The 20193-nt window shown below is 71.4% G+C and carries 17 protein-coding genes; 8 read left to right on the top strand and 9 right to left on the bottom strand.

Annotation, left to right across the window (positions count from 1 at the left end; genetic code table 11):
- Nucleotides 1-55 precede the first annotated feature (55 nt).
- The 4 genes from ACIRQH_RS17440 to ACIRQH_RS17425 are packed head-to-tail and all read left to right on the top strand — an operon-like array spanning nucleotide 56 to nucleotide 4103.
- Nucleotides 56-2575: a nitrate- and nitrite sensing domain-containing protein gene (locus ACIRQH_RS17440; RefSeq protein ID WP_388870549.1), complete on the top strand. Its 2520-nt coding sequence runs from the start codon at nucleotides 56-58 to the stop codon at nucleotides 2573-2575.
- On the top strand, nucleotides 2572-3009 hold the full coding sequence (locus tag ACIRQH_RS17435) for a roadblock/LC7 domain-containing protein (protein WP_358816734.1): 438 nt from the start codon (nucleotides 2572-2574) through the stop codon (nucleotides 3007-3009). Before ACIRQH_RS17440 ends, ACIRQH_RS17435 begins: the two co-directional genes overlap by 4 nt.
- Before the next feature lie 19 nt (nucleotides 3010-3028).
- On the top strand, nucleotides 3029-3442 hold the full coding sequence (locus ACIRQH_RS17430) for a DUF742 domain-containing protein (RefSeq protein ID WP_358816733.1): 414 nt from the start codon (nucleotides 3029-3031) through the stop codon (nucleotides 3440-3442).
- Nucleotides 3443-3497: 55 nt separating this feature from the next.
- Entirely contained in the window at nucleotides 3498-4103 is a 606-nt protein-coding gene (locus tag ACIRQH_RS17425) for an ATP/GTP-binding protein (protein ID WP_081222999.1), read from the top strand.
- 31 nt (nucleotides 4104-4134) lie between these two features.
- Here the strand turns inward: ACIRQH_RS17425 and ACIRQH_RS17420 are convergent, their stop codons facing one another.
- The gene (locus tag ACIRQH_RS17420; protein WP_404226476.1) at nucleotides 4135-4563 is read right to left on the bottom strand and encodes a PPOX class F420-dependent oxidoreductase; all 429 of its coding nucleotides are present in this window, start codon (nucleotides 4561-4563) and stop codon (nucleotides 4135-4137) included.
- A 95-nt stretch (nucleotides 4564-4658) separates the two neighbouring features.
- On the opposite strand from ACIRQH_RS17420, the gene ACIRQH_RS17415 reads away from it, so the two are divergent.
- Together ACIRQH_RS17415 and ACIRQH_RS17410 are read left to right on the top strand one after the other, a co-directional pair.
- Nucleotides 4659-5072 (top strand): roadblock/LC7 domain-containing protein, encoded by a 414-nt coding sequence (locus tag ACIRQH_RS17415; protein WP_358816731.1) that lies wholly within the window; start codon nucleotides 4659-4661, stop codon nucleotides 5070-5072.
- 127 nt (nucleotides 5073-5199) lie between these two features.
- The gene (locus ACIRQH_RS17410) at nucleotides 5200-6138 is read left to right on the top strand and encodes a DUF6397 family protein (RefSeq protein ID WP_404226474.1); all 939 of its coding nucleotides are present in this window, start codon (nucleotides 5200-5202) and stop codon (nucleotides 6136-6138) included.
- On the opposite strand, the gene ACIRQH_RS17405 is transcribed toward ACIRQH_RS17410, so the two are convergent.
- Complete coding sequence (locus ACIRQH_RS17405) at nucleotides 6125-6991, bottom strand: acyl-CoA thioesterase II (RefSeq protein ID WP_164374524.1); 867 nt, start codon at nucleotides 6989-6991, stop codon at nucleotides 6125-6127. The two genes, ACIRQH_RS17410 and ACIRQH_RS17405, sit on opposite strands and share 14 nt — an antisense overlap.
- A 19-nt stretch (nucleotides 6992-7010) precedes the next feature.
- Nucleotides 7011-9524 carry a DEAD/DEAH box helicase gene (locus tag ACIRQH_RS17400; protein WP_388933651.1) on the bottom strand — a complete coding sequence of 838 codons (2514 nt, stop codon included), beginning with the start codon at nucleotides 9522-9524 and terminating at the stop codon, nucleotides 7011-7013.
- Nucleotides 9525-9669: 145 nt separating this feature from the next.
- On the opposite strand from ACIRQH_RS17400, the gene ACIRQH_RS17395 reads away from it, so the two are divergent.
- Nucleotides 9670-10464, top strand: coding sequence for a metal-dependent hydrolase (locus ACIRQH_RS17395; RefSeq protein ID WP_358816728.1), 795 nt, complete (start codon nucleotides 9670-9672; stop codon nucleotides 10462-10464).
- Between the two features lie 38 nt (nucleotides 10465-10502).
- Here ACIRQH_RS17395 and ACIRQH_RS17390 read toward each other — a convergent pair whose 3' ends face one another.
- The 4 genes from ACIRQH_RS17390 to ACIRQH_RS17375 form a co-directional block, all read right to left on the bottom strand.
- On the bottom strand, nucleotides 10503-10778 hold the full coding sequence (locus ACIRQH_RS17390; RefSeq protein ID WP_358816727.1) for a type B 50S ribosomal protein L31: 276 nt from the start codon (nucleotides 10776-10778) through the stop codon (nucleotides 10503-10505).
- 39 nt (nucleotides 10779-10817) lie between these two features.
- Entirely contained in the window at nucleotides 10818-11288 is a 471-nt protein-coding gene (locus ACIRQH_RS17385) for a DUF5709 domain-containing protein (protein WP_358816726.1), read from the bottom strand.
- A 519-nt stretch (nucleotides 11289-11807) separates the two neighbouring features.
- A complete protein-coding gene (locus tag ACIRQH_RS17380; RefSeq protein ID WP_404226472.1) occupies nucleotides 11808-13658 on the bottom strand; it encodes an ABC transporter ATP-binding protein in 1851 nt (616 codons plus the stop codon).
- Complete coding sequence (locus ACIRQH_RS17375) at nucleotides 13655-15523, bottom strand: ABC transporter transmembrane domain-containing protein (RefSeq protein WP_404226470.1); 1869 nt, start codon at nucleotides 15521-15523, stop codon at nucleotides 13655-13657. Before ACIRQH_RS17375 ends, ACIRQH_RS17380 begins: the two co-directional genes overlap by 4 nt.
- A 213-nt stretch (nucleotides 15524-15736) precedes the next feature.
- Between ACIRQH_RS17375 and ACIRQH_RS17370 the strand changes: the two genes are divergently transcribed.
- The gene (locus ACIRQH_RS17370) at nucleotides 15737-16495 is read left to right on the top strand and encodes a L,D-transpeptidase family protein (protein ID WP_404226468.1); all 759 of its coding nucleotides are present in this window, start codon (nucleotides 15737-15739) and stop codon (nucleotides 16493-16495) included.
- On the opposite strand, the gene ACIRQH_RS17365 is transcribed toward ACIRQH_RS17370, so the two are convergent.
- Nucleotides 16485-19439 carry an FAD-binding and (Fe-S)-binding domain-containing protein gene (locus tag ACIRQH_RS17365; RefSeq protein ID WP_404226466.1) on the bottom strand — a complete coding sequence of 985 codons (2955 nt, stop codon included), beginning with the start codon at nucleotides 19437-19439 and terminating at the stop codon, nucleotides 16485-16487. The genes ACIRQH_RS17370 and ACIRQH_RS17365 overlap by 11 nt on opposite strands.
- 208 nt (nucleotides 19440-19647) lie before the next feature.
- Complete coding sequence (locus ACIRQH_RS17360; RefSeq protein ID WP_358816723.1) at nucleotides 19648-20103, bottom strand: MarR family transcriptional regulator; 456 nt, start codon at nucleotides 20101-20103, stop codon at nucleotides 19648-19650.
- Nucleotides 20104-20193: the final 90 nt, after the last annotated feature.

Here is a 20193-nt window from a genome sequence, read left to right as displayed (position 1 = left end):
GCCCGGCAGCTTCCGGCCGCGAAGGGCCGCCCCGAACTCTCCGATCGAGGAGGCCATGCGTACACCCCGCAGAACCACGACAACCGGTGCCCAGCCGCCACCCCGGGCCCGGGGCCGCCGAGCCCACGCGGGTCCGCCGGCAGATGAGCGCCCCGCGTTCGACGGATCCGCCGCCGAGGACGTGAAACAGACCCGCCCGCCCGCTGAGGGTTGGCACCTCCGGCCCCGCACCGTCCGCGCCAAGGTCGTCAGCCTGCTGATGGTGCCGGTCGTCTCGCTGCTCGCGCTGTGGGCGTTCGCCACCGTGAGCACCGCCCAGGACGTCGCACGCCTGCGGCAGCTGCAACGCGTGGACGCCACCGTCCGGGCACCTGTCGACGCCGCGGTCGCCGCGCTCCAGGCGGAACGTGCGGCGGCCGTCAGCTACGCGACCGACCCCGCCACCTCGCAGTCGAGCGAGTTCAGGAATCTCTCCGGGCAGACCGACCGTGCCGTCGCGAAGCTCCGCCTCGGCGACAATCACACGGTCGCCGACGGCGCCGACCTCCCCGCGGGAGCCGCCGAACGGCTCGACGACTTCGTCACCGACGCGGGGAATCTGAGGTCGCTCCGCACGTCCGTGCTGGACCGGCACACCGGCTGGGACGAGGCCTACGGCCGCTACACGAAGGCCATCGCGACCGCCCTCGGGGTCGACGGCGCGCTCTCCGGTGTCCACGACGCGGCGATGAGCTCCGACGCGCGCGTGCTGCTCGAGTTCTCCCGGGCCGGGGAAGCCCTCGCCCAGGAGGACGCCGTCCTCCGCGGGGCCCGGCTCGCCGGAAGCCTCGACGGCGAGCGGCTCCGTCTGTTCACGGGCGCGGTCGGCATCCGCCGCGCGCTGACCGATGCCGCGATGGTGGACCTGCGAGGACCCGAACGCGCGGCCTGGAAGGACCTGGCGCAGGGGACCGCCTACCTGGACGTGCGCACCGTGGAGGACAAGGTGCTCGCCGCCCGCCCGGGTACCAAGGCCGTCGAGGCCGCGCCGGAATCGGCCTGGGACATCGCTCACTCGCGTGTGCAGGACGGTATGCGGACGATCGTGACGGAAGCAGCCGTCGCGGACGGGGCGGACCCGTTCGGACGTGCGCTGTTCACGCCCGCCGGCGCAGCGGTCCTCTTCGGGCTCGCCGCGGGCATCGCTTCCTTGATCATCTCCGTACGCATCGGCCGCGACCTCGTCGTCGAACTGGTCAGCCTGCGCGACAGCGCCCTGGACATCGCGCGCAGGAAGCTTCCCGAGGCCATGCGCCGGCTACGGGCGGGCGAAGCGGTCGACGTGCGCGCCGAAGCGCCCCTCGGAAAGCCCTCTGACGACGAGACGGGGCAGGTCGCCGAAGCGCTCAACACCGTGCATCGAGCCGCTCTGCGCGCCGCCGTCGAACGCGCGGAACTGGCCGGCGGGATCTCCGGAGTCTTCGTCAACCTCGCCCGGCGCAGCCAGGTGCTCGTACACCGCCAGCTGAATCTCCTGGACGCCATGGAGCGCAGGTCGGAAGACCCCGACGAACTGAGCGACCTGTTCCGGCTCGACCACCTCACCACCAGGATGAGACGTCACGCGGAGAGCCTGATCATCCTCTCCGGAGCCGCGCCCGGCCGCGCCTGGCGGATGCCCGTCTCGCTGACCGACGTCGTCAGGGCGGCGGTCTCCGAAGTCGAGGACTATGCGCGCGTGGAGGTGCGCCAGCTCCCCGACGCGGCGGTGATCGGCACAGCGGTCGCCGACCTCACCCACCTCCTCGCGGAGGTCGTGGAGAACGCCGCTCAGTTCTCGCCGCCCCACACCCGTGTCCGGATCACCGGCGAACCCGTCGGCAACGGCTACGTGATCGAGGTCGAGGACCGGGGGCTCGGCATGGGCAAGGAGACCCTGGCCCAGGCCAACCACCGCATCGAGCAGTCCGAGGCACTCGACCTGTTCGACAGCGACCGGCTCGGCCTCTTCGTCGTCAGCAGGCTCTCGGCCCGGCACGACATCAAGGTCCAGCTGCGGACCTCGCCCTACGGAGGCACCACCGCGGTGGTCCTGCTGCCCACCGCTCTCCTGGACGGCGGTCCGAGGGAACGTTCCACCAAACAGGCCGAAGCCGACAGGCCGGTGGAACGGGAGTACGCGCGCGTGGCGTCGGCCCCGGAGCAGGACGCCGTCCGAGCGGCCGCCGAACGACCCGCACTGGTCCCTCCCGTGGCGGCCGTACCCGAAGGCCCCGTGAACGGCTCGCGGGAGACCCCGCCGCCCCGGGTCGCGACACTCAGGCTGCGCTCGGTCGACGACACCGAGACCTCCGAGGAACTCCCACGGCGTGTACGGCAGGCACATCTGGCGCCTCAACTGCGCGGACAGCGCGCCGCGGAGCCGGCGGAGACACCGCCGTCCGAGGCGGACGACGAACGCACACCCGAACGTGTACGCGCGCGGATGACCGCCTACCGGGACGGCTGGGTACGCGGCGGCGGCAGGTCACCCGGCGACCCCGCGACCCCCGACGTCGAAGCGGGCGGCGACAGCAGCGAAGGAGACTCCGCATGATCCAGGATCCGAGCACGAGATCCGCCCAGCCATCCGGTGAACTCGACTGGCTGCTGGACGACATGGTGCTGCGCGTGGCCGACGTGAGGCACGCCGTGGTGCTGTCGAACGACGGCCTGGCGGTGGGCGCGTCCACCGGTCTGCGGCGCGAGGACGCCGAACATCTCGCCGCCGTCGCCTCCGGATTCCACAGCCTGGCGAAGGGGGCGGGACGCCACTTCGGGGTCGGCGGGGTACGCCAGACGATGGTGGAGATGGACGAGGGCTTCCTCTTCGTGGCCGCGGCGGGAGACGGGTCGTGCCTCGCCGTCCTGACCGCGGTCACCGCGGACGTCGGCCTCGTGGCGTACGAGATGGCCCTCCTGGTCAAACGGGTCGGCGAGCATCTCCACACTCCGCCGCGCGCCGCCACACAGCCGCCCGTCGCGGGCTGACCGAGGACGGCCGACGCAGATGACCGAGGACACGCCGGGCGCTCCGCCGCAGCCCGGGAGCCAGTGGTACGACCAGGAGGCGGGGCCTCTCGTCCGTCCCTACGCCATGACGGGCGGCCGCACCCAGTCGGGCCCCACCGGAGTGCACTTCGACCTGATCGCCCTGGTCTCGCTCGACGAGGGCGCCCCCGGGATCGACGACGACACGTCGCTGGGACCGGAACACCGGACCCTGATCGAACTGTGCCGTACCGAAACCCAGTCCGTCGCCGAACTGGCCGCCGACGCCGATCTCCCCCTGGGCGTGGTCAGGGTGCTCCTGGGAGACCTGCTGGAACGCAGCTGCGTCACGGTCAGCCGCCCCGTACCGCCCGCACAACTGCCCGACGAGCGCATCCTCCGCGAGGTGATCGAGGGACTGAGGGCGCTCTAGATGACCCAGATGTACCGACGTCGACGGTGGTCGGCACTCCCGAGAGAAGTGATCGATGGTCTCCGAGAACTCCGACGCCTCGGGTGGCGACACGTCCGCCCTGGCGTTGAAGATACTGGTCGCCGGCGGATTCGGCGTGGGAAAGACCACCCTGGTGGGCGCGGTCAGCGAGATCCGGCCGCTGCGCACCGAGGAACTGCTGAGCGAGGCCGGACAGTCGGTGGATGACACCGGCGGAGTGGACCAGAAGGTCACCACGACCGTCGCCATGGACTTCGGACGCATCACCATCAGGTCGGGTCTGTCGCTCTACCTGTTCGGGACACCGGGCCAGGACCGCTTCTGGTTCCTGTGGGACGAGTTGTCGACGGGCGCTCTCGGCGCTGTCGTCCTCGCGGACACCCGACGGCTGGAGGACTGCTTCCCGGCGGTGGACTACTTCGAGCACCGGCACATCCCGTTCGTGGTGGCCGTCAACTGCTTCGCCGACGCGCGCGCGTACGGGGCTCAGGACGTGTCCCGCGCCCTCGACCTCGACCGGGGCACTCCGGTCGTGCTCTGCGACGCCCGTGATCGCGACTCCGGCAAGGAGGTGCTGATCCGGCTCGTCGAGTACGCCGGGCGGGTCCACACCGCCCGGCTCCTCGACTCCGTCGGCTGAGGCCGCTGGGCTGTCGGCCGGTCGTGACCGGTCAGTCGGCCACAGCGGCGAAGGCCAGGACCTTCTCGATCCGCAAGCGGACGAGCAGTTCACCAGGTACGCCGTTGCGCTTGCCGAACTCCTCGGCGCGGTCCTCGCCCATGTAGCGGCCGCCGATCCGGGCGGCCCAGTGCCGCAGATCGTCGATGTCCTCCGACAACACCGCCGTGCCCTCCAGCACCACGAAGGCGAAGGGCGGCCGGTCGTCGTCCACGCACAGGGCGACCCGGCCGTCCCGCGCCAGGTTCCTTCCTTTCACGCTGTCCTTCGCCGTGTTGAACACCAGGTCGTCACCGTCCAGCACGAACCAGATCGGCGCCACGTGCGGACTGCCGTCGGCCCGGACGGTGGACAGCTTTCCCGTGCGGGTTCCCTGCGAGACGAACGCTCGCCCCTGCTCGTCGGTCATCTTCTCTGCCATGCCGTCCATCCTCCTTGCCCGGAGGGCGGCTGTGGGGAAGGCTTGCTGGGCGAATCCTCCGGTCGGGGGGAAACGACACACGGGGAGACCGGATCATGGCACAGAACACGGGACTTGGCTGGCTGCTGGACGACCTCACCCAGCGCGTCGAGCACGTCCGGCACGCCCTCGTGCTCTCGAACGACGGGCTGGTGACCGGCGCGAGCACGGGGCTGCGGCGCGAGGACGCCGAGCACCTGGCGGCCGTCTCGTCCGGACTGCACAGCCTGGCCAAGGGCTCCGGCCGCCACTTCGGTGCCGGACAAGTGCGGCAGACGATGGTCGAGTTCGACGACGCCGTGCTCTTCGTCACCGCGGCCGGCGCGGGCAGTTGCCTGTGTGTCCTCAGCGGCGCGGAGGCCGACATCGGCCAGGTCGCGTACGAGATGACGTTGCTGGTGAACCGGGTCGGCGAGCACCTCGGCGTGGAGGTGCGACTGCCGGGCGGCAGGCCCGCGACAGACCTCTGACCTGCTGATACGCCGTCGCGGTCAGAGTTTTCCACAGGCTCGTCGCGATGTCCGTCGGGCCGGATACGGTTTTTCCCGAAGCGAGCGCACACGGCGCGAGCATCCGACTCCACCGGGGAGAACCGTCATGACCGGCAGCAGCACCATCACCCAGTCCGTCACCATTTCGCTCAGCCGCGCCGCACGAGAACTGGAGCTGAGGCGCGGAGAGTTCGACCTGGCCGTGCACCTCGGTTGCGTGCGCACCGCCCCTGACGAGGGAGGTGGTGGACGCCGGGTCACCCGCGCCGAGATCGACCGGCTGCGTTCCGAGGCCGGCTTCCCGGAGACGCTGCACGAGCGGGTGAAGGCGGTCGGCACCACAGAGGGCGCCGCGCTGATGGGTATGACGACCACCCGATTCACGCGCCTCGCCCGTCTGGGCCTCGTGGTCCCCGTGAAGTTCTACCTCAACCGCTACCGGGCCGTCGTCTGGCTGTATCTAGCCGAGGAGTTGCGGCAGTTCGCCGCGGACGAGAAGCACGCGCCGCTGATGAAGGGCCGGACGCCCGAAGTCCTCCGCGCTCAGCTCGAAGAAGGCGTCGATCTCCGGTCTCGCAACTGGCGCGGACGGCACCTGGGCTTCCAGCTCCGGCAGTCCGAGGATCCCTGGGCTCGGACTGCCGTCGTGGCGTCGCTGCTCGACCCCGTTCAGGTCGCCGAGGTCGTGAAAGACCCCTACGAGCGGGCGTACCTCAAGCGTCTCCGGCCCGACCGGGTCGCGGGCGCGGCTCCGGACTCGCCCTCGGCGCGGATCGCCGAGCGCATCATGACGGCGGACGATCCCGACGAGATCGGCTGGCTCCGGGCAGACCTGCGCCAGACCCTCTCCGAAGCGAGGGAGGACCGGCCCGCGCCCCGACCCGCGGTGCCCTCGGCCCCATCGATGCCGTCCGCACCCCGAGACAGGCCACCGGCACCTGCCCGCACGAACAACATCGACGCGCCGGACACTGCTCGCTCTCGGAGGCTGCTCGGGTGGCTGCGCCGCAGGAATGCGGACACGGGCCTGCCTACAGCGCCCTGAACAGGCCTTCCTGCACGACCGAGACGAGCAGGTGCCCCTCCTGGTCGTAGATGCGGCCCCGGGCCAGCCCGCGACCACCCGTCGCGATGGGGGACTCCTGGTCGTACAGGAACCACTCGTCCGCACGGAACGGCCGGTGGAACCACATGGCGTGATCCAGCGACGCCATGTCGAAGCCGCGCGGACCCCACAGCGGTTCCACCGGGATCCGGACGGCGTCCAGGAGGGTCATGTCGCTCGCGTAGGTGAGAGCACAGGTGTGCACGAGCGGGTCGTCGCCCAGCGGTCCGACGGCACGCATCCACACCGCGCTGCGCGGCTCGGCGCCCTTCGTCTCCTCGGGCGTCCAGCGCAGCCGGTCCACATAGCGGATGTCGAACGGCTGACGCCGCGCCATGCGCTCCAACGCTTCGGGCAGAGCGCCCAGATGCTCCTTGATCTCCTGCGACACCGTGGGCAGGGACTCCGGGTCCGGCACCTCGCGGGCCGGCGGCAACTGGTGCTCGAAGCTCCCTTCCTCAGGCTTGTGAAAGGAGGCGGTGAGATTGAAGATCGTGCGGCCCTGCTGCACCGCGGTGACCCGGCGAGTCGTGAACGACCGCCCGTCCCGCACCCGTTCGACCTGGTACACGATCGGGACGCCCGGCCGGCCCGGGCGCAGGAAGTACGCGTGCAGCGAGTGCACCGGCCGGTCGCCCTCGGTCGTGCGGCCGGCGGCCACCAGCGCCTGGCCCGCCACCTGTCCGCCGAAGACCCGCTGGAGGGACTCCTGCGGGCTGCGGCCCCGGAAGATGTTCACCTCGATCTGCTCCAGGTCGAGCAGGTCGACGAGCCTCTCGGCAGGATTCGTCATCGGTGGTTCTCTCCCGTGCTCACAGCTGGCCGACGTCGGTGACCTTGACGATGGCACGGCCCTCCGCGTCGGAGGCCACCAGGTCGACCTCCGCGCTGATGCCCCAGTCGTGATCGCCGTTCGGGTCGGCGAAGGTCTGCCGGACACGCCACAGACCGTTCTGCGGCTCCTCGACGATCGACAGCAGCTTCGGGCCACGAGCGTCCGGACCCGTGCCGAGGTCCTCGTACTCGTCCCAGTACTTGTCCATCGCGTCGCCCCACGCGTCGGCGTCCCAGCCGGCGTCGGCATCCAGCTCGCCGAGTTCGTTGACGTGGTCGAGAGCCGCGAGCTCGACCCTGCGGAACATCGCGTTGCGGACGAGGACGCGGAAAGCGCGCGAGTTCGCCGTGACCGGCTTGACCTGGTCCGCCTTCTCCTGGGCCTCCTCCGCCGTCATCACCTCGGGATTGGCGAGCTGCTCCCACTCGTCGAGGAGGCTGGAGTCGACCTGGCGCACCATCTCGCCCAGCCAGGCGATCAGGTCCTCCAGGTCCTCGGACTTCAGATCGTCCGGGACGGTGTGCTCGAGCGCCTTGTAGGCACTCGCCAGGTAGCGCAGCACGATGCCCTCGGTGCGCGCGAGTTCGTAGAAGGACACGAACTCCGTGAAGGTCATGGCCCGTTCGTACATGTCGCGGATGATGGACTTCGGCGACAGCGGATGGTCACCGACCCACGGGTGGCTCTGCCGGTACAGGTTGTACGCGTGGAAGAGCAGTTCCTCCATCGGCTTGGGGTACGACACGTCCTGGAGCCGCTCCATGCGCTCCTCGTACTCGACGCCGTCGGCCTTCATCGCGGCCACGGCCTCGCCACGGGCCTTGTTCTGCTGCGCCGCGAGGATCTGCCGGGGATCGTCCAGCGTGGACTCCACGACCGACACCATGTCGAGAGCGTAGGAGGGCGACTCGGGGTCCAGCAGGTCGAACGCGGCGAGCGCGAACGTCGACAGGGGCTGGTTGAGCGCGAAGTCCTGCTGGAGATCGACCGTGAGCCGCACGATGCGGCCGGTCGGGTCGGGCTCGTCGAGCTTCTCGACGATGCCGCCGTCGAGGAGCGAGCGGTAGATCGCGATCGCCCGCCGGATGTGCCGCAGTTGCTGCTTGCGCGGCTCGTGGTTGTCCTCCAGCAGATGGCGCATGGCATCGAAGGCGTTGCCGGGCCGGGCGATCACCGACAGCAGCATCGTGTGCGTCACGCGGAAGCGCGAGGTCAGCGGCTCGGGATCCGAGCCGATGAGCCTCTCGAAGGTGCTGTCCGTCCAGCCGACGAAGCCCTCTGGAGCCTTCTTGCGCACCACCTTGCGGCGCTTCTTCGGGTCGTCGCCCGCCTTCGCGAGCGACTTCTCGTTCTCGATGACGTGCTCCGGCGCCTGCGCGACGACGAAGCCCGCCGTGTCGAAGCCCGCCCGGCCGGCACGTCCGGCGATCTGGTGGAACTCGCGAGCCCGCAGCGTGCGCACCCGGGTGCCGTCGTACTTGGTCAGCGCGGTGAACAGCACCGTGCGGATGGGGACGTTGACGCCCACGCCGAGGGTGTCGGTGCCACAGATGACCTTCAGGAGACCTGCCTGCGCCAGCTTCTCCACCAGGCGCCGGTACTTGGGCAGCATGCCTGCGTGGTGCACACCGATGCCGTGCCGCACGTAGCGGGAGAGGTTCTGGCCGAACTTGGTGGTGAAGCGGAAGTTGCCGATCAGCGCGGCGATCTGGTCCTTCTCCTCGCGCGTGCACATGTTGATGCTCATCAGCGCCTGCGCCCGCTCCACGGCCTGCGCCTGCGTGAAGTGCACGATGTAGACCGGGGCCTGCTTCGTGGCGAGGAGGTCGGTGAGGGTCTCCGTCAGCGGAGTGAGCACGTACTCGTAGGAGAGCGGGACCGGCCGGATCGCGGAGCGGACCACGGAGGTGGGACGCCCGGTGCGGCGCGTGAGGTCCTTCTCGAACATCGAGACGTCACCGAGCGTCGCCGACATCAGGATGAACTGCGCCTGGGGGAGTTCCAGGATCGGGATCTGCCACGCCCAGCCGCGGTCGCCCTCGGCGTAGAAGTGGAACTCGTCCATGACGACCTGGCCCACGTCGGCCTGCTTGCCGTCCCGCAGGGCGATCGACGCGAGCACCTCGGCGGTGCAGCAGATGACGGGGGCGTCGGCGTTCACGGACGCGTCACCGGTGAGCATGCCGACGTTCTCGGTACCGAAGATCTTGCACAGCTCGAAGAACTTCTCCGAGACCAGCGCCTTGATCGGCGCCGTGTAGAACGTGACCTCGTCCCGGGCGAGCGCGGCGAAGTGCGCACCCGCGGCGATCATGCTCTTGCCCGACCCGGTGGGCGTGGAGACGATCACGTTCGCCCCCGAGACCACCTCGATCAGCGCCTCCTCCTGATGGGGGTAGAGCGTGAGACCGCGTTCCCCGGCCCACGACTCGAAGGCTTCGTAAAGGGCGTCGGGGTCTGCGGTCTGCGGCAGCTGATCGATGAGGGTCACGCCCCCATCTTGCCTGTCGACCCACGCTATGGGGGAATCGGATGCCGGCCCGATGATCACGAACGCTACGCTGTGGCGCCGACGACGCGTCAGCGCGCAGGGGCAACTGAGCAGCGGCACAAGAGGAATGGGGCGGGGAACGGCCATGATGGGACCAGCACACTCACTGTCGGGAGCCGCGGCCTGGCTCGGCGTCGGAGCGGCCGCCGCCGCGGCCGGTCACACGATGCCCTGGCCGGTCCTCCTGGTCGGCGCGCTGATCTGCGCGGGTGCCGCGCTCGCCCCGGACCTCGACCACAAGGCCGCCACCATCTCTCGCGCCTTCGGACCCGTCTCGCGGGGCCTGTGCGAGATCGTCGACAAGTTGTCGTACGCCGCCTACAAGGGGACCCGGAAGCAGGGCGACCCCCGGCGCTCCGGCGGCCACCGCACACTGACGCACACCTGGCTGTGGGCGGTACTCATAGGCGCGGGCGCCTCCGTGCTGGCGATCACCGGCGGCCGCTGGGCGGTCCTCGCCCTCCTCTTCGTGCACATGGTGCTCGCCATCGAGGGCCTGCTGTGGAGGGCCGCACGCGGATCCAGCAGCGACGTGCTGGTCTGGCTCCTCGCCGCGACGAGCGCGTGGATCCTCGCCGGGATACTGGACGAGCCGGGCAATGGCGCGCACTGGCTGTTCACCTCGCCCGGCCAGGGGTACCTGTGGCTCGGTCTGCCGATCGTCCTCGGCGCGCTGGTGCACGACATCGGGGACGCGCTGACGGTGTCCGGGTGCCCGATCCTGTGGCCCATTCCGATCGGCCGAAAGCGCTGGTACCCGATCGGGCCGCCCAAGGTGATGCGATTCCGCGCCGGCAGCTGGGTCGAGCTCAAGGTGCTGATGCCCGCCTTCATGCTGCTGGGCGGCGTGGGGTGCGCGGCCGCGATGAACTTCATCTGAGCCGGACTCCCTCAGGCGGCAGGCACGGCTCCGGCGGCTCAGGCGCTCCCGGCTCCGTCGGATCCCTGTCCGCCGCCTCCGTACCGACGCTCGAACTGGGCGACGCGGCCCTCGGAGTCCACGGTGCGTGCCTTGCCCGTGTAGAACGGGTGGCTCTCCGAGGAGATCTCCACGTCGACGACCGGGTAGGTCTCCCCGTCGTCCCACTCGATGGTGCGCTCGCTCGTGGCGGTGGAGCGGGTGAGGAAGGCGAAACCGGCACTCCGGTCGCGGAAGACCACCTGGTGGTAGTCGGGCTGCTTGTCCTGCTGCATGGATGCTCCTTCGGGGGAGTGACCTGGGCCGGGCGTCGGTCAGCCGGACACGGAGTCCTCGTCGACGATGTGCATGGCGGCCTCCTCGGCCGAGGCCGCGGCGCCGTCGATGCCGATGTCGGTCGCGATGAGCCCGCTCTCCTCATCCTCGTGCGCCCCCTCGTCCGGTGCCACCAGACGGCCGGAGCGACGGTCGCCCACCTCGTCGTCGAGGGGCTCGCCGTCGGTGCCCTCGCAGTCGCCGATGCCGTCACCGTCGGACGCGGCGACGTCGGGCAGCTCCTCCGCGAGGCGCTCCTCCAGGGTCTCGCCCGCGACGGCCTCCGACGCGGTCACACCTTGGTGCTCCACCGCCCAGGGCCGCTCCGGCGGGGACCAGCCGCGGTCCAGGGGGTCGTCGACGCCGTCGGTGATGAGGGTGTCCTCCGCGTCGAGCAGCCCAGCGTCGTCCTGTACCTCGGATCCGTCGGGCTGGTAGACCTTGTCTCCCCAACCGTCGGCGCTGTCCACGAGTACCTCCAGGGGGTGCGGACGGGACCGGCTCCGCCTAAAACGACGACGGGCGCGCGGGCACCGGGACACTGCTGTCGCCCCACGCGAACCGGGTGGTTCCCGGGGGTCCCCCGAGCGGGTGTCCACATCCAGCCTTCCACCCCCCTTCGCCACCGCGCAACGCCACAGGGGCGGACCAGCCGCGCCGCACGGGTCGTCGGCAGGGTCAGGACCATGTCGGAAGAGGGCCTCGACGGCAGGTGGGGTCCCGCTCCCGTCGAGAAACGGAACGCCGACTGCCCGGGCCGCCGGCGCCAGGAAGGCCGCCCCTCACAGGGCCGCCCGGGCGGCCCTGACCGTTGTCCTCCGTGCTGTGCACAGATGTGGCCGACTCACACCCCTGCGGCCTGCTCCGCCAAGCGGTGGGGTGCAGTCGGCGGAGCGCCCGAAGGCACCCCGAGGCAGCTCACCAGCGGCTCGGGCGGGCAGTCCCCGGCCGGCCTGGGGCTGCCCGCCCCAGGCCGGCCCGTCGCCGGCTCACCCGTGCCAGGACCGCCAGAGAGCCGCGTAGGCGCCGTCCGCCGCGACCAGCTGGTCGTGACTGCCCAGCTCGCTGATCCTGCCGTTCTCGACGACGGCGATGACATCCGCGTCATGGGCGGTGTGAAGCCGGTGGGCGATCGCGATGACGGTGCGCCCGTCCAGGACCCGGGCCAGCGAGCGTTCCAGATGGCGCGCCGCACGGGGGTCCAGCAGCGAGGTCGCCTCGTCCAGGACCAGCGTGTGCGGGTCCGCGAGGACCAGCCGGGCGAGAGCGATCTGCTGGGCCTGGGCGGGTGTGAGCGCGAACCCGCCCGACCCCACCTCGGTGTCCAGGCCTTCGTCCAGTGCCTGGGCCCAGCCGGCGGCGTCCACCGCGCCGAGGGCCGCCCACAACCGGGTTTCGACGGCGGCGTCGATTCCGTCCGCGACGCCGACGGAGGCGTCCGTGGATGTCCCATCGGCCGGGCTGTGCCGGGAGAAGGGGACGGCGAGCAGCAGGTTGTCACGCAGGGAGCCCACGAAGACGTGGTGTTCCTGGTTGACGAGGGCCACGTGCGAGCGGACCTCCTCTGCGGGCATCCGGGACAGTTCGGCGCCGCCGAGTGTGACCCGGCCGTCCCGGGGCGCGTAGATCCCGGCGAGGAGCCGGCCCAGCGTGGACTTGCCCGCGCCGGACGGGCCGACCAGCGCGACCCGGGTCCCGGGCGGGACCGCCAGCGTGACGTCACGGAGCACGTCCACGCCGGCTCGGTAGCCGAAGTGGACCCCGTCCGCGTGGACGTCACGTCCGTCGGGTGTCACGCCGGCATCGCCCGCGGCGGGCTCGATGTCCCGAACGCCGACCAGGCGGGCGAGGGAGACCTGAGCGACCTGAAGCTCGTCGTACCAACGCAGGATCAGGCCCACCGGGTCGACGAGCATCTGCGCGATGAGCGCGCCCGTCGTCAGCTGGCCCACCCCGATCCAGCCCTGGAGTGCGAAGACCCCGCCGACCATCAGGACCGAGCAGAGCACCGTCACATGGGTGATGTTGACGACCGGGAAGAGCACGGACCGCAGCCACAGCGTGTACCGCTCCCACGCCGTCCACTCCTTGACGCGGCGGTCCGACAGGTCGATGCGGCGCCTGCCCAGCCGGTGCGACTCGACGGTGCGTCCGGCGTCGACGGTCTCCGCGAGGACGGCCGCGACGGCGGCGTAGCCGGCGGCCTCCGACCGGTAGGCCGCCGGTGCCCGCTTGAAGTACCAGCGGCAGGCCACGACCAGCAGCGGGACGGCGATCAGGACCGCGGGCGCGAGCGCCGGTGCCGTGAGGGTGAGTCCGCCGAGCAGCAGTGCCGCCCACACCACACCGATGGCCAGCTGCGGCACGGCCTCGCGCATGGCGTTGGCGAGCCGGTCGATGTCGGTGGTGATGCGGGAGAGCAGGTCGCCCGTCCCGGCGCGTTCCAGTACGCCGGGCGGCAGTCCGACCGACCGTACGAGGAAGTCCTCGCGCAGGTCGGCCAGCATGCGCTCGCCCAGCATGGCGCCGCGCAGTCGTACCTGCCGCACGAACACGGCCTGGACGACGAGCGCGGCGACGAACAGGGCGGCGGTGCGCTCCAGATGAAGGTCGCGGGTGTGGTCCGTGACGCGCTCGACGACCGCGCCCAGCAGATAGGGCCCGGCCATCGAGGCCACGACGGCCACGGTGTTGACACCCACCAGCAGGAGGAATGCCGTGCGGTGACGCCGGAACAGTTCGGTCACGTAGGCGCGTACGGTCTCGGGCGCGCCGACGGGCAGGGTGGTCGCCGTCGTCGGAGCGGCCGGGTCGTACGCCGGGGGCGCCACGCCGATCATGCGGTCTCCTCGATCTCTTCCAGTACGCCGTTCAGGACGGCTTCGTCGTCGGGCGTCACATCGCCCAGAGAGGCCCGGGCAGCGACCTCGGTGGCGGCCTCCTCTTCGGTCTCCCGGGTCACCACGGCCCGGTACAGCGGCTCGTCGCGCACCAGTTCGCGGTGCGCCCCGACCGCGGCGACCCGGCCCTCGTGGACGAGGACCACCCGGTCCGCGTGGTCGAGGAGCAGGGGCGAGGAGGTGAACACGACCGTCGTCCGCCCGGCCCGCAGGGACCGCAGCCCCTCGGCGATCCGGGCCTCGGTGTGCGAGTCGACGGCGGACGTCGGCTCGTCCAGGACGAGCACCTCCGGGTCGGTGATCAGCGACCGGGCCAGCGCGAGTCGCTGGCGCTGGCCGCCCGACAGGGACCGTCCGCGTTCGGTGATGCGGGCGTCCATCGGGTCCTCGACATCCAGCGAGCCCTGGGTGAGGGCGTCCAGCACATCACCGCACTGCGCGGCCTCCAGCGCCGAACCGGCGCTGACGAGTCCCGAAGCGGGCACGTCGAGCAGCTCCCGCAGGGAGCCGGACAGCAGCACCGGGTCCTTGTCCTGGACGAGGACGGCGGTACGCGCGGAGTCCAGGGGCAGTTCGTCCAGCGGCACGTTCCCGAGGAGCACCGAGCCGCTCGACGCGGCACCGTCGACGCTCACCTCGGCGGTCCGCTCGGACGGGTGGCCGCCGAGCCGCTCGGCGAGCAGACCCGCCGCGTCCGGGTCGCCGCACACCACGGCGGTCAGCCGGCCGGCCGGAGCGAGCAGCCCGGTCACCGGGTCGTACAGATCACCGGACGGTGCCTGCGCCGCACGTGAGCCGTCACTGTCCATGGCGCGGTCCAGAGCCAGCACCCGGGCGGCCCGCTTGGCGGACGGGCGCGAGAACGACCAGGCCATCGCGATCTCCTCGAAGTGCCGCAGAGGATAGGTGAGCAGCATGACGGCGCTGTACACGGTGACGAGTTCGCCGACGTCGATCCGCCCGTCGCGGGCCAGCAGCACGCCGCGCCAGACGACGGCGATCATCAGCAGGCCGGGGAGGAGCACCTGGATCGCGGCGATCAGGGACCACATACGGGCGCTGCGTACGGCGGCGTGGCGGACTTCCTGGGAGGCGCGGCGGTAGCGGTCGAGGAAGAGCTCCTCGCCGCCGATGCCGCGCAGGACCCGCAGACCCGCGACGGTGTCGGAGGCCAGTTCGGTGGCGCGGCCCGCCTTCTCCCGCTGGACGTCGGCCCGCCCGGTGGCGCGTGGCAGGAGGGGCAGCACGGCGAGGGCGAGGACCGGTACGCCCACGGCGACGATGACGCCGAGCGCCGGCTGGTAGAGGACCAGGCCGACGCAGACCAGCACCACCGTCAGGGCGGCCGCCGTGAACCGGGACACCGCCTCGACGAACCAGCCGATCTTCTCGACGTCACCGGTCGACACCGTGACCACCTCGCCCGCCGCGACGCGCTGTGTCAACGCGGAGCCCAGCAGGGCGGTCCTGCGGGCCAGCAGCTGCTGGACGCGCGCGGCCGCGGTGATCCAGTTGGTGACCGCGGTGCGGTGCAGCATGGTCTCGCCGAGAGCGATACAGGCGCCGCACAGCACCATGAGCCCGCCGGCCAGGGCGAGCCGTGTGCCGGAGCGGTCGATGACGGCTTGAACGGCCATACCCACACAGAACGGCAGAGCCGAGACGGCCACGAAGTGCAGCACGCCCCACGCCAGCGCCTTGAACTGTCCGCCCAGCTGATTCCGTCCGAGCCACCACAGGAATCGGGGACCCGAGCGGGCGTCCGGCACACCCGGGTCGGGATAGGGAAGGTCTTGAATCTGCATGACGTCCCAGTGGCTCGTGTCAGGTGGGGGAGGAGGAGCCGGCGATCTCCGGCAACCGGCCGGTCGCGGAGACCGGCAACAAACCGTGAAAGGTTCGCGTCGTAACGTGGTGGAAGGCAAACGATTTTCCGGCCGGGAGCACGAATCCGGCCTGTTCGGCCGCGACTGGCCGGGGAGCGGGAGAGGACGATTCGTCAGCTACGTGGTGCGAGGATGGACCGCATGCGAATGAACGGTGCGATGCGTACGGGGCTCGCCGCAGTGACCTGCGGGACCCTGGCCGTCGGTCTCGCGGCCTGCGGCGGCTCGGCGGACGGCGGGGCGAAGGGCGTGAGAGGGAACGCGGGATCGGCCGGAAAGGCCGCTCGCACCAGCGCTCCTCCGGCGGACCCGACCCGCATCCCCGACGTGGGTGACCGGCTGCAGAAGAAGATCCCGTCCGACTCCCGTCAGGTCCTGGCCGTCTACGGCGAGGGCAAGGACTCGGCGACCTCCACCGCCGTCCTCTACACGAAGTCCGGCAAGAACTGGAAGAAGACCATCAGCTGGGCCGCGCACAACGGGAAGAAGGGCTGGACGACCGACCACCACGAGGACGACAAGCGCAGTCCCGTGGGCGTGTACACGCTCAGCGACGCGGGCGGTGTGCTCGACGACCCGGGCGCCCGGCTGCCGTACGCGCAGTCGGAGGACTTCCAGGCACCGCACTACTGGGCGAAGTCGCACTGGCACGACTTCGACTACGTGATCGCCATCGACTACAACCGTCTCAAGGGCAATCCGCCGGACGACGGCACCCGCCCGTGGGGTGACGAGAAGGGCGGCGGCATCTGGCTGCACCTGGACCACGGCAGCGGCACGTCGGCCTGTGTGAGCCTGCCCAAGTCCGGTATGGAGTACCTGCTGCGCACGCTCGACCCCGACCAGCACCCGGTCGTGGTGATGGGCGACAAGGCGGACCTCAAGTCGTAGCAGCCGCGCCGCCTTCGTGCGCGGCGGGATCACGGGTCGCGCGCTCCAGCTCCAGCAGTGCGGAGTAGTAGCCGCGGCCCGTCGTGTGGTCCATCCCCACCTCGCACATGCGGTTCGCCGACAGGTGCGCGTCGAAGGTGCGGGAGGCGACGAACGCCGCCTCCTCGCGGGTGGCCGACTCGGTGAGTTCCCGGTGGAGCATGCCGCGGTCGCCCGCGAAGGCGCAGCACCCGGCGTCGTCGGGCACCACCACCTCCTCGGCGCACGCCTCGGCCACCGCGCGCAGGTGGGCCTCGTCGCCCAAGTGCCGCATGGAGCAGGTCGGATGAAGCACCGCGGAGCCGACGGTGCGGCGCACGGTGAGGTGGGGGAGCAGTTCCTCGGCGGCCCACACCATGGAGTCGACCACTGTCAGCCCGGCGTGCAACTCCCGGTTGTCGGGCGTCAGATACGGCACGACCTCGCGCGCGATGCCGAGTGTGCAGGACGAGGCGTCCACGACGAGCGGCAGCCGGCCGCCCGCGGTCCAGCCCCAGGCGGCCTCGACGATCCGGTTGGCCATGACGGCGTTGCCCGTGTCGTACCCCTTGGAGTGCCAGATCGTCGCGCAGCACGTGCCCGACACGTCGTCCGGGATCCAGACCGGCCGGCCCGCGCGTTCGGAGACCGCGACGACGGCCTGCGCGAGCGACATGTCTCCGGGGCTGGCGAAGATGCGGTTGACGCAGGCCGGGTAGTAGACGGCGACGGCCCCCACCCGGGCGGTGGCCGGCAGGGTCGCGGGCGCAGCACCGGGCATCCGGGGCAGCCACTCGGGGACGAGGTCCGGGCGTACGGCCTTGCGCGCCACCCGCGTCACGGCGTTCACCCACCGGTCGGGGACCCGGTCCGCGGCGGCGACGGCCAGCCGCGCCGAGGCTTCGAGCGCACGGAAACCGCGGGCGGCCAGCGCCGCCACGCGTTCCTCGCGCGGCGAGTGGCGGGCGTGGCGGAAGTCCTTCATCAGGGCGCCCGTGTCGATGCCCACCGGGCAGGCCAGCTTGCAGGTCGAGTCGCCGGCGCAGGTGTCCACGGCGGCGTACCCGTAGGCGTCCAGGAGGCCGTCCTCGACCGGTGAGCCCGCGGGCTGGCGCATCATCTCCCGGCGCAGCACGATGCGTTGGCGCGGTGTGGTCGTCAGGTCCTGGCTGGGGCAGGTCGGTTCACAGAAGCCGCACTCGATGCACGGGTCGGCGACCGCCTCGATGCGCGGGATCGTCTTGAGGCCCCGTAGGTGTGCCCGGGGGTCGCGGTCGAGGACGACGCGGGGCGCGAGCACCCCGTCCGGGTCGATCAGTTGCTTCGTCCTCCACATCAACTCCGTCGCCACCGGCCCCCATTCGAGCTCCAGGAAGGGTGCGATGTTGCGTCCGGTGGCGTGTTCGGCCTTCAGTGAGCCGTCGAAACGCTCGACCGTGAGCCGGCAGAACGCGTCCATGAACGCGGCGTACCGCTCCACGTCGTCCTCGCGGGACGCGTCGAAAGCCAGGAGGAAATGCAGATTGCCGTGCGCGGCGTGGCCCGCGACCGCGGCGTCGAAACCGTGCCGGGTCTGGAGGTCGAGGAGCGCCTCGCAGGCCTCCGCGAGCCGCTCCGGAGGCACCGCGAAGTCCTCCGTGATCAGCGTCGTACCGGACGGGCGCGCCCCGCCGACCGCCGTGACGAACGCCTTGCGCGCCTTCCAGTACCCGGCGACGGTCCGCTGGTCGCGGGTGAGGGAGTTCGTCACCGAGGCCACCGGGGAGACCAGTGTCAGCCCCTCGACCACCGCGCGCGCCTTCTCCTCGTGCGCCTCCTGCGCGGCCTCGTCCGGAGCGCGGAACTCGACGAGCAGCGCGGTCGTCGGTCCGGGCAGATCCGCCCAGTCGCCGGGCACGCCCTCGACGCTCACCGAGGCACGCAGGGTGTTGCCGTCCATCAGTTCCACGGCCGAGGCGCCCGCAGCGCTGAACAGGGGGACGGCGGCGGCCGCGGCGGTCAGCGAACCGAAGAAGAACAGACCCGCCGTGACCCGCCGCTCCAGCGGCAGGGTGTCGAGGACGACTTCCGCGATGAAACCGAACGTGCCCTCCGAGCCGACCATCAGGCCGCGCAGGATCTCGACAGGCGTGGAGCCGTCGAGGAAGGCGTCGAGGCGGTAGCCGTTGGTGTTCTTGATCGCGTACTTGGCGCGGATGCGGGCCGTCAGGGCCGTGTCGGACTCGATCTCCGCCTTGAGGCGCAGGAGGCCGGTGCACAGACCCGGTTCGGCGTGCGCGAGCTGCTCGTCGGCATCGGGCTCGGCCGTGTCCACGACGGTCCCCGACGGCAGGACGAACGTGAGCGAGGCGAGGGTGCGGTAGGAGTTGCGGTGGATCCCCGCTGTCATGCCCGAGGCGTTGTTCGCGACCACCCCGCCGACCGTGCAGGCGACCGCGCTGGCCGGGTCGGGGCCGAGTACGCGCCCGTGGCGGGCGAGCGCCGCGTTGGCGCGGGCGATCGTCGTGCCCGGTGCGATACGGGCCCGCGCGCCGCCGTCGAGGACCTCGACGCCGGTCCAGTGCCGGCGCACGTCGAGGAGGATGTCCTCGCCCTGCGCCTGGCCGTTGAGCGAGGTGCCCGCCGCACGGAACACGACCTCCCGGCCCTTGCCGTGCGCGTACGAGAGCACGGCCGAGACGTCGTCGATGTCCTCGGGGACCACGACGACCCGCGGCAGGAAGCGGTAGGGGCTGGCGTCCGATGCGTAGCGCACGAGATCGGAGATCCCGGTGAGCACCTTGTCGGCGCCGAGCAGGGCGATCAGGTCGCCGCGCAGCGGCTCGGGTGTGCCTCCGGCGCGGTCCTCGGGGACCCGGTCGGCAGCGGGTGCCTCGGGGTGCGCGTCGGGGCGCAGGGCCTCGGGGTCGGGCTCCAGCAGGGGCATCGGGCACCACTCCTCACGGGGACACCGGGCGACCGGTGTGGGCCTCCGTGACGGACTCACGGCGCCGCCGACGTCAGCGCTCCCGCCGCACCGCTCCCGCCGTACCGCTCCCGCCGTACCGTCCGGGCGGGGACGCTCCGGCCGAGACGTCCCGGCGTCGGCACCCGCGTCCGGCGGTTCCGGTGCCCGCCTCGGGCGCCGAGCCGCGTCAGCAGGGATGCTCGACCCTCGGCACTCCGTCCACCAGGGTGTCCAGCAGCCCGCCGAGCACCTCACGCTGTTCGTCCGTCAACGGAGCCAGGATCTCCTCCGCGGCGCCGCGGCGCGCGGCGCGCAGCTCGCGCAGCGCCGAGCGGCCCTCGTCGGTGACCTCGATGCGGATCACGCGCCGGTTGGTGGGATCCGGGACCCGGCGCACCTTCCCGCCGGCCTCCAGGCCGTCGACCAGGGTGGTCACGGCACGCGGCACCACCTCGAGGCGCTCGGCGAGATCGGCCATCCGGGGCGGCGAGCTGTAGTGCGCGAGGGTGCGCAGCAGGCGCGACTGGGCCGGTGTGATGCCCAGCTCGCGCTGCTCCAGATGGCGCTTCTGGATGCGGTGCACGCGGCGCGTGAGGCGCAGCAGCTGCTCGGCGAGCAGGCCGTCGGCATCTGGGGTGGTCATGCGGGAACAATATCAGGATGCGGTTCATTGTGAGTATAGGTAACAATGAGCTAGGCTCCGTCAGTCGCCGGATCCTCACGGTGCAGCCGT

Source organism: Streptomyces sp. NPDC102279 (assembly GCF_044766365.1).
Classification (GTDB): domain Bacteria; phylum Actinomycetota; class Actinomycetes; order Streptomycetales; family Streptomycetaceae; genus Streptomyces.
Note: the sequence above shows the minus strand (reverse complement) of the source record. Positions and strands in the feature narration are given on the sequence as shown.

Bases quoted from the DNA above. Each gene is read 5' to 3' on its own strand.
- ACIRQH_RS17440 (WP_388870549.1), top strand. From the start codon at position 56: ATGCGTACACCCCGCAGAACCACGACAACCGGTGCCCAGCCGCCACCC.
- ACIRQH_RS17435 (WP_358816734.1), top strand. From the start codon at position 2,572: ATGATCCAGGATCCGAGCACGAGATCCGCCCAGCCATCCGGTGAACTC.
- ACIRQH_RS17430 (WP_358816733.1), top strand. From the start codon at position 3,029: ATGACCGAGGACACGCCGGGCGCTCCGCCGCAGCCCGGGAGCCAGTGG.
- ACIRQH_RS17425 (WP_081222999.1), top strand. From the start codon at position 3,498: ATGGTCTCCGAGAACTCCGACGCCTCGGGTGGCGACACGTCCGCCCTG.
- ACIRQH_RS17420 (WP_404226476.1), bottom strand. From the start codon at position 4,563: ATGGCAGAGAAGATGACCGACGAGCAGGGGCGAGCGTTCGTCTCGCAG.
- ACIRQH_RS17415 (WP_358816731.1), top strand. From the start codon at position 4,659: ATGGCACAGAACACGGGACTTGGCTGGCTGCTGGACGACCTCACCCAG.
- ACIRQH_RS17410 (WP_404226474.1), top strand. From the start codon at position 5,200: ATGACCGGCAGCAGCACCATCACCCAGTCCGTCACCATTTCGCTCAGC.
- ACIRQH_RS17405 (WP_164374524.1), bottom strand. From the start codon at position 6,991: ATGACGAATCCTGCCGAGAGGCTCGTCGACCTGCTCGACCTGGAGCAG.
- ACIRQH_RS17395 (WP_358816728.1), top strand. From the start codon at position 9,670: ATGATGGGACCAGCACACTCACTGTCGGGAGCCGCGGCCTGGCTCGGC.
- ACIRQH_RS17390 (WP_358816727.1), bottom strand. From the start codon at position 10,778: ATGCAGCAGGACAAGCAGCCCGACTACCACCAGGTGGTCTTCCGCGAC.
- ACIRQH_RS17380 (WP_404226472.1), bottom strand. From the start codon at position 13,658: ATGATCGGCGTGGCGCCCCCGGCGTACGACCCGGCCGCTCCGACGACG.
- ACIRQH_RS17375 (WP_404226470.1), bottom strand. From the start codon at position 15,523: ATGCAGATTCAAGACCTTCCCTATCCCGACCCGGGTGTGCCGGACGCC.
- ACIRQH_RS17370 (WP_404226468.1), top strand. From the start codon at position 15,737: ATGGACCGCATGCGAATGAACGGTGCGATGCGTACGGGGCTCGCCGCA.
- ACIRQH_RS17365 (WP_404226466.1), bottom strand. From the start codon at position 19,439: ATGCCCCTGCTGGAGCCCGACCCCGAGGCCCTGCGCCCCGACGCGCAC.
- ACIRQH_RS17360 (WP_358816723.1), bottom strand. From the start codon at position 20,103: ATGACCACCCCAGATGCCGACGGCCTGCTCGCCGAGCAGCTGCTGCGC.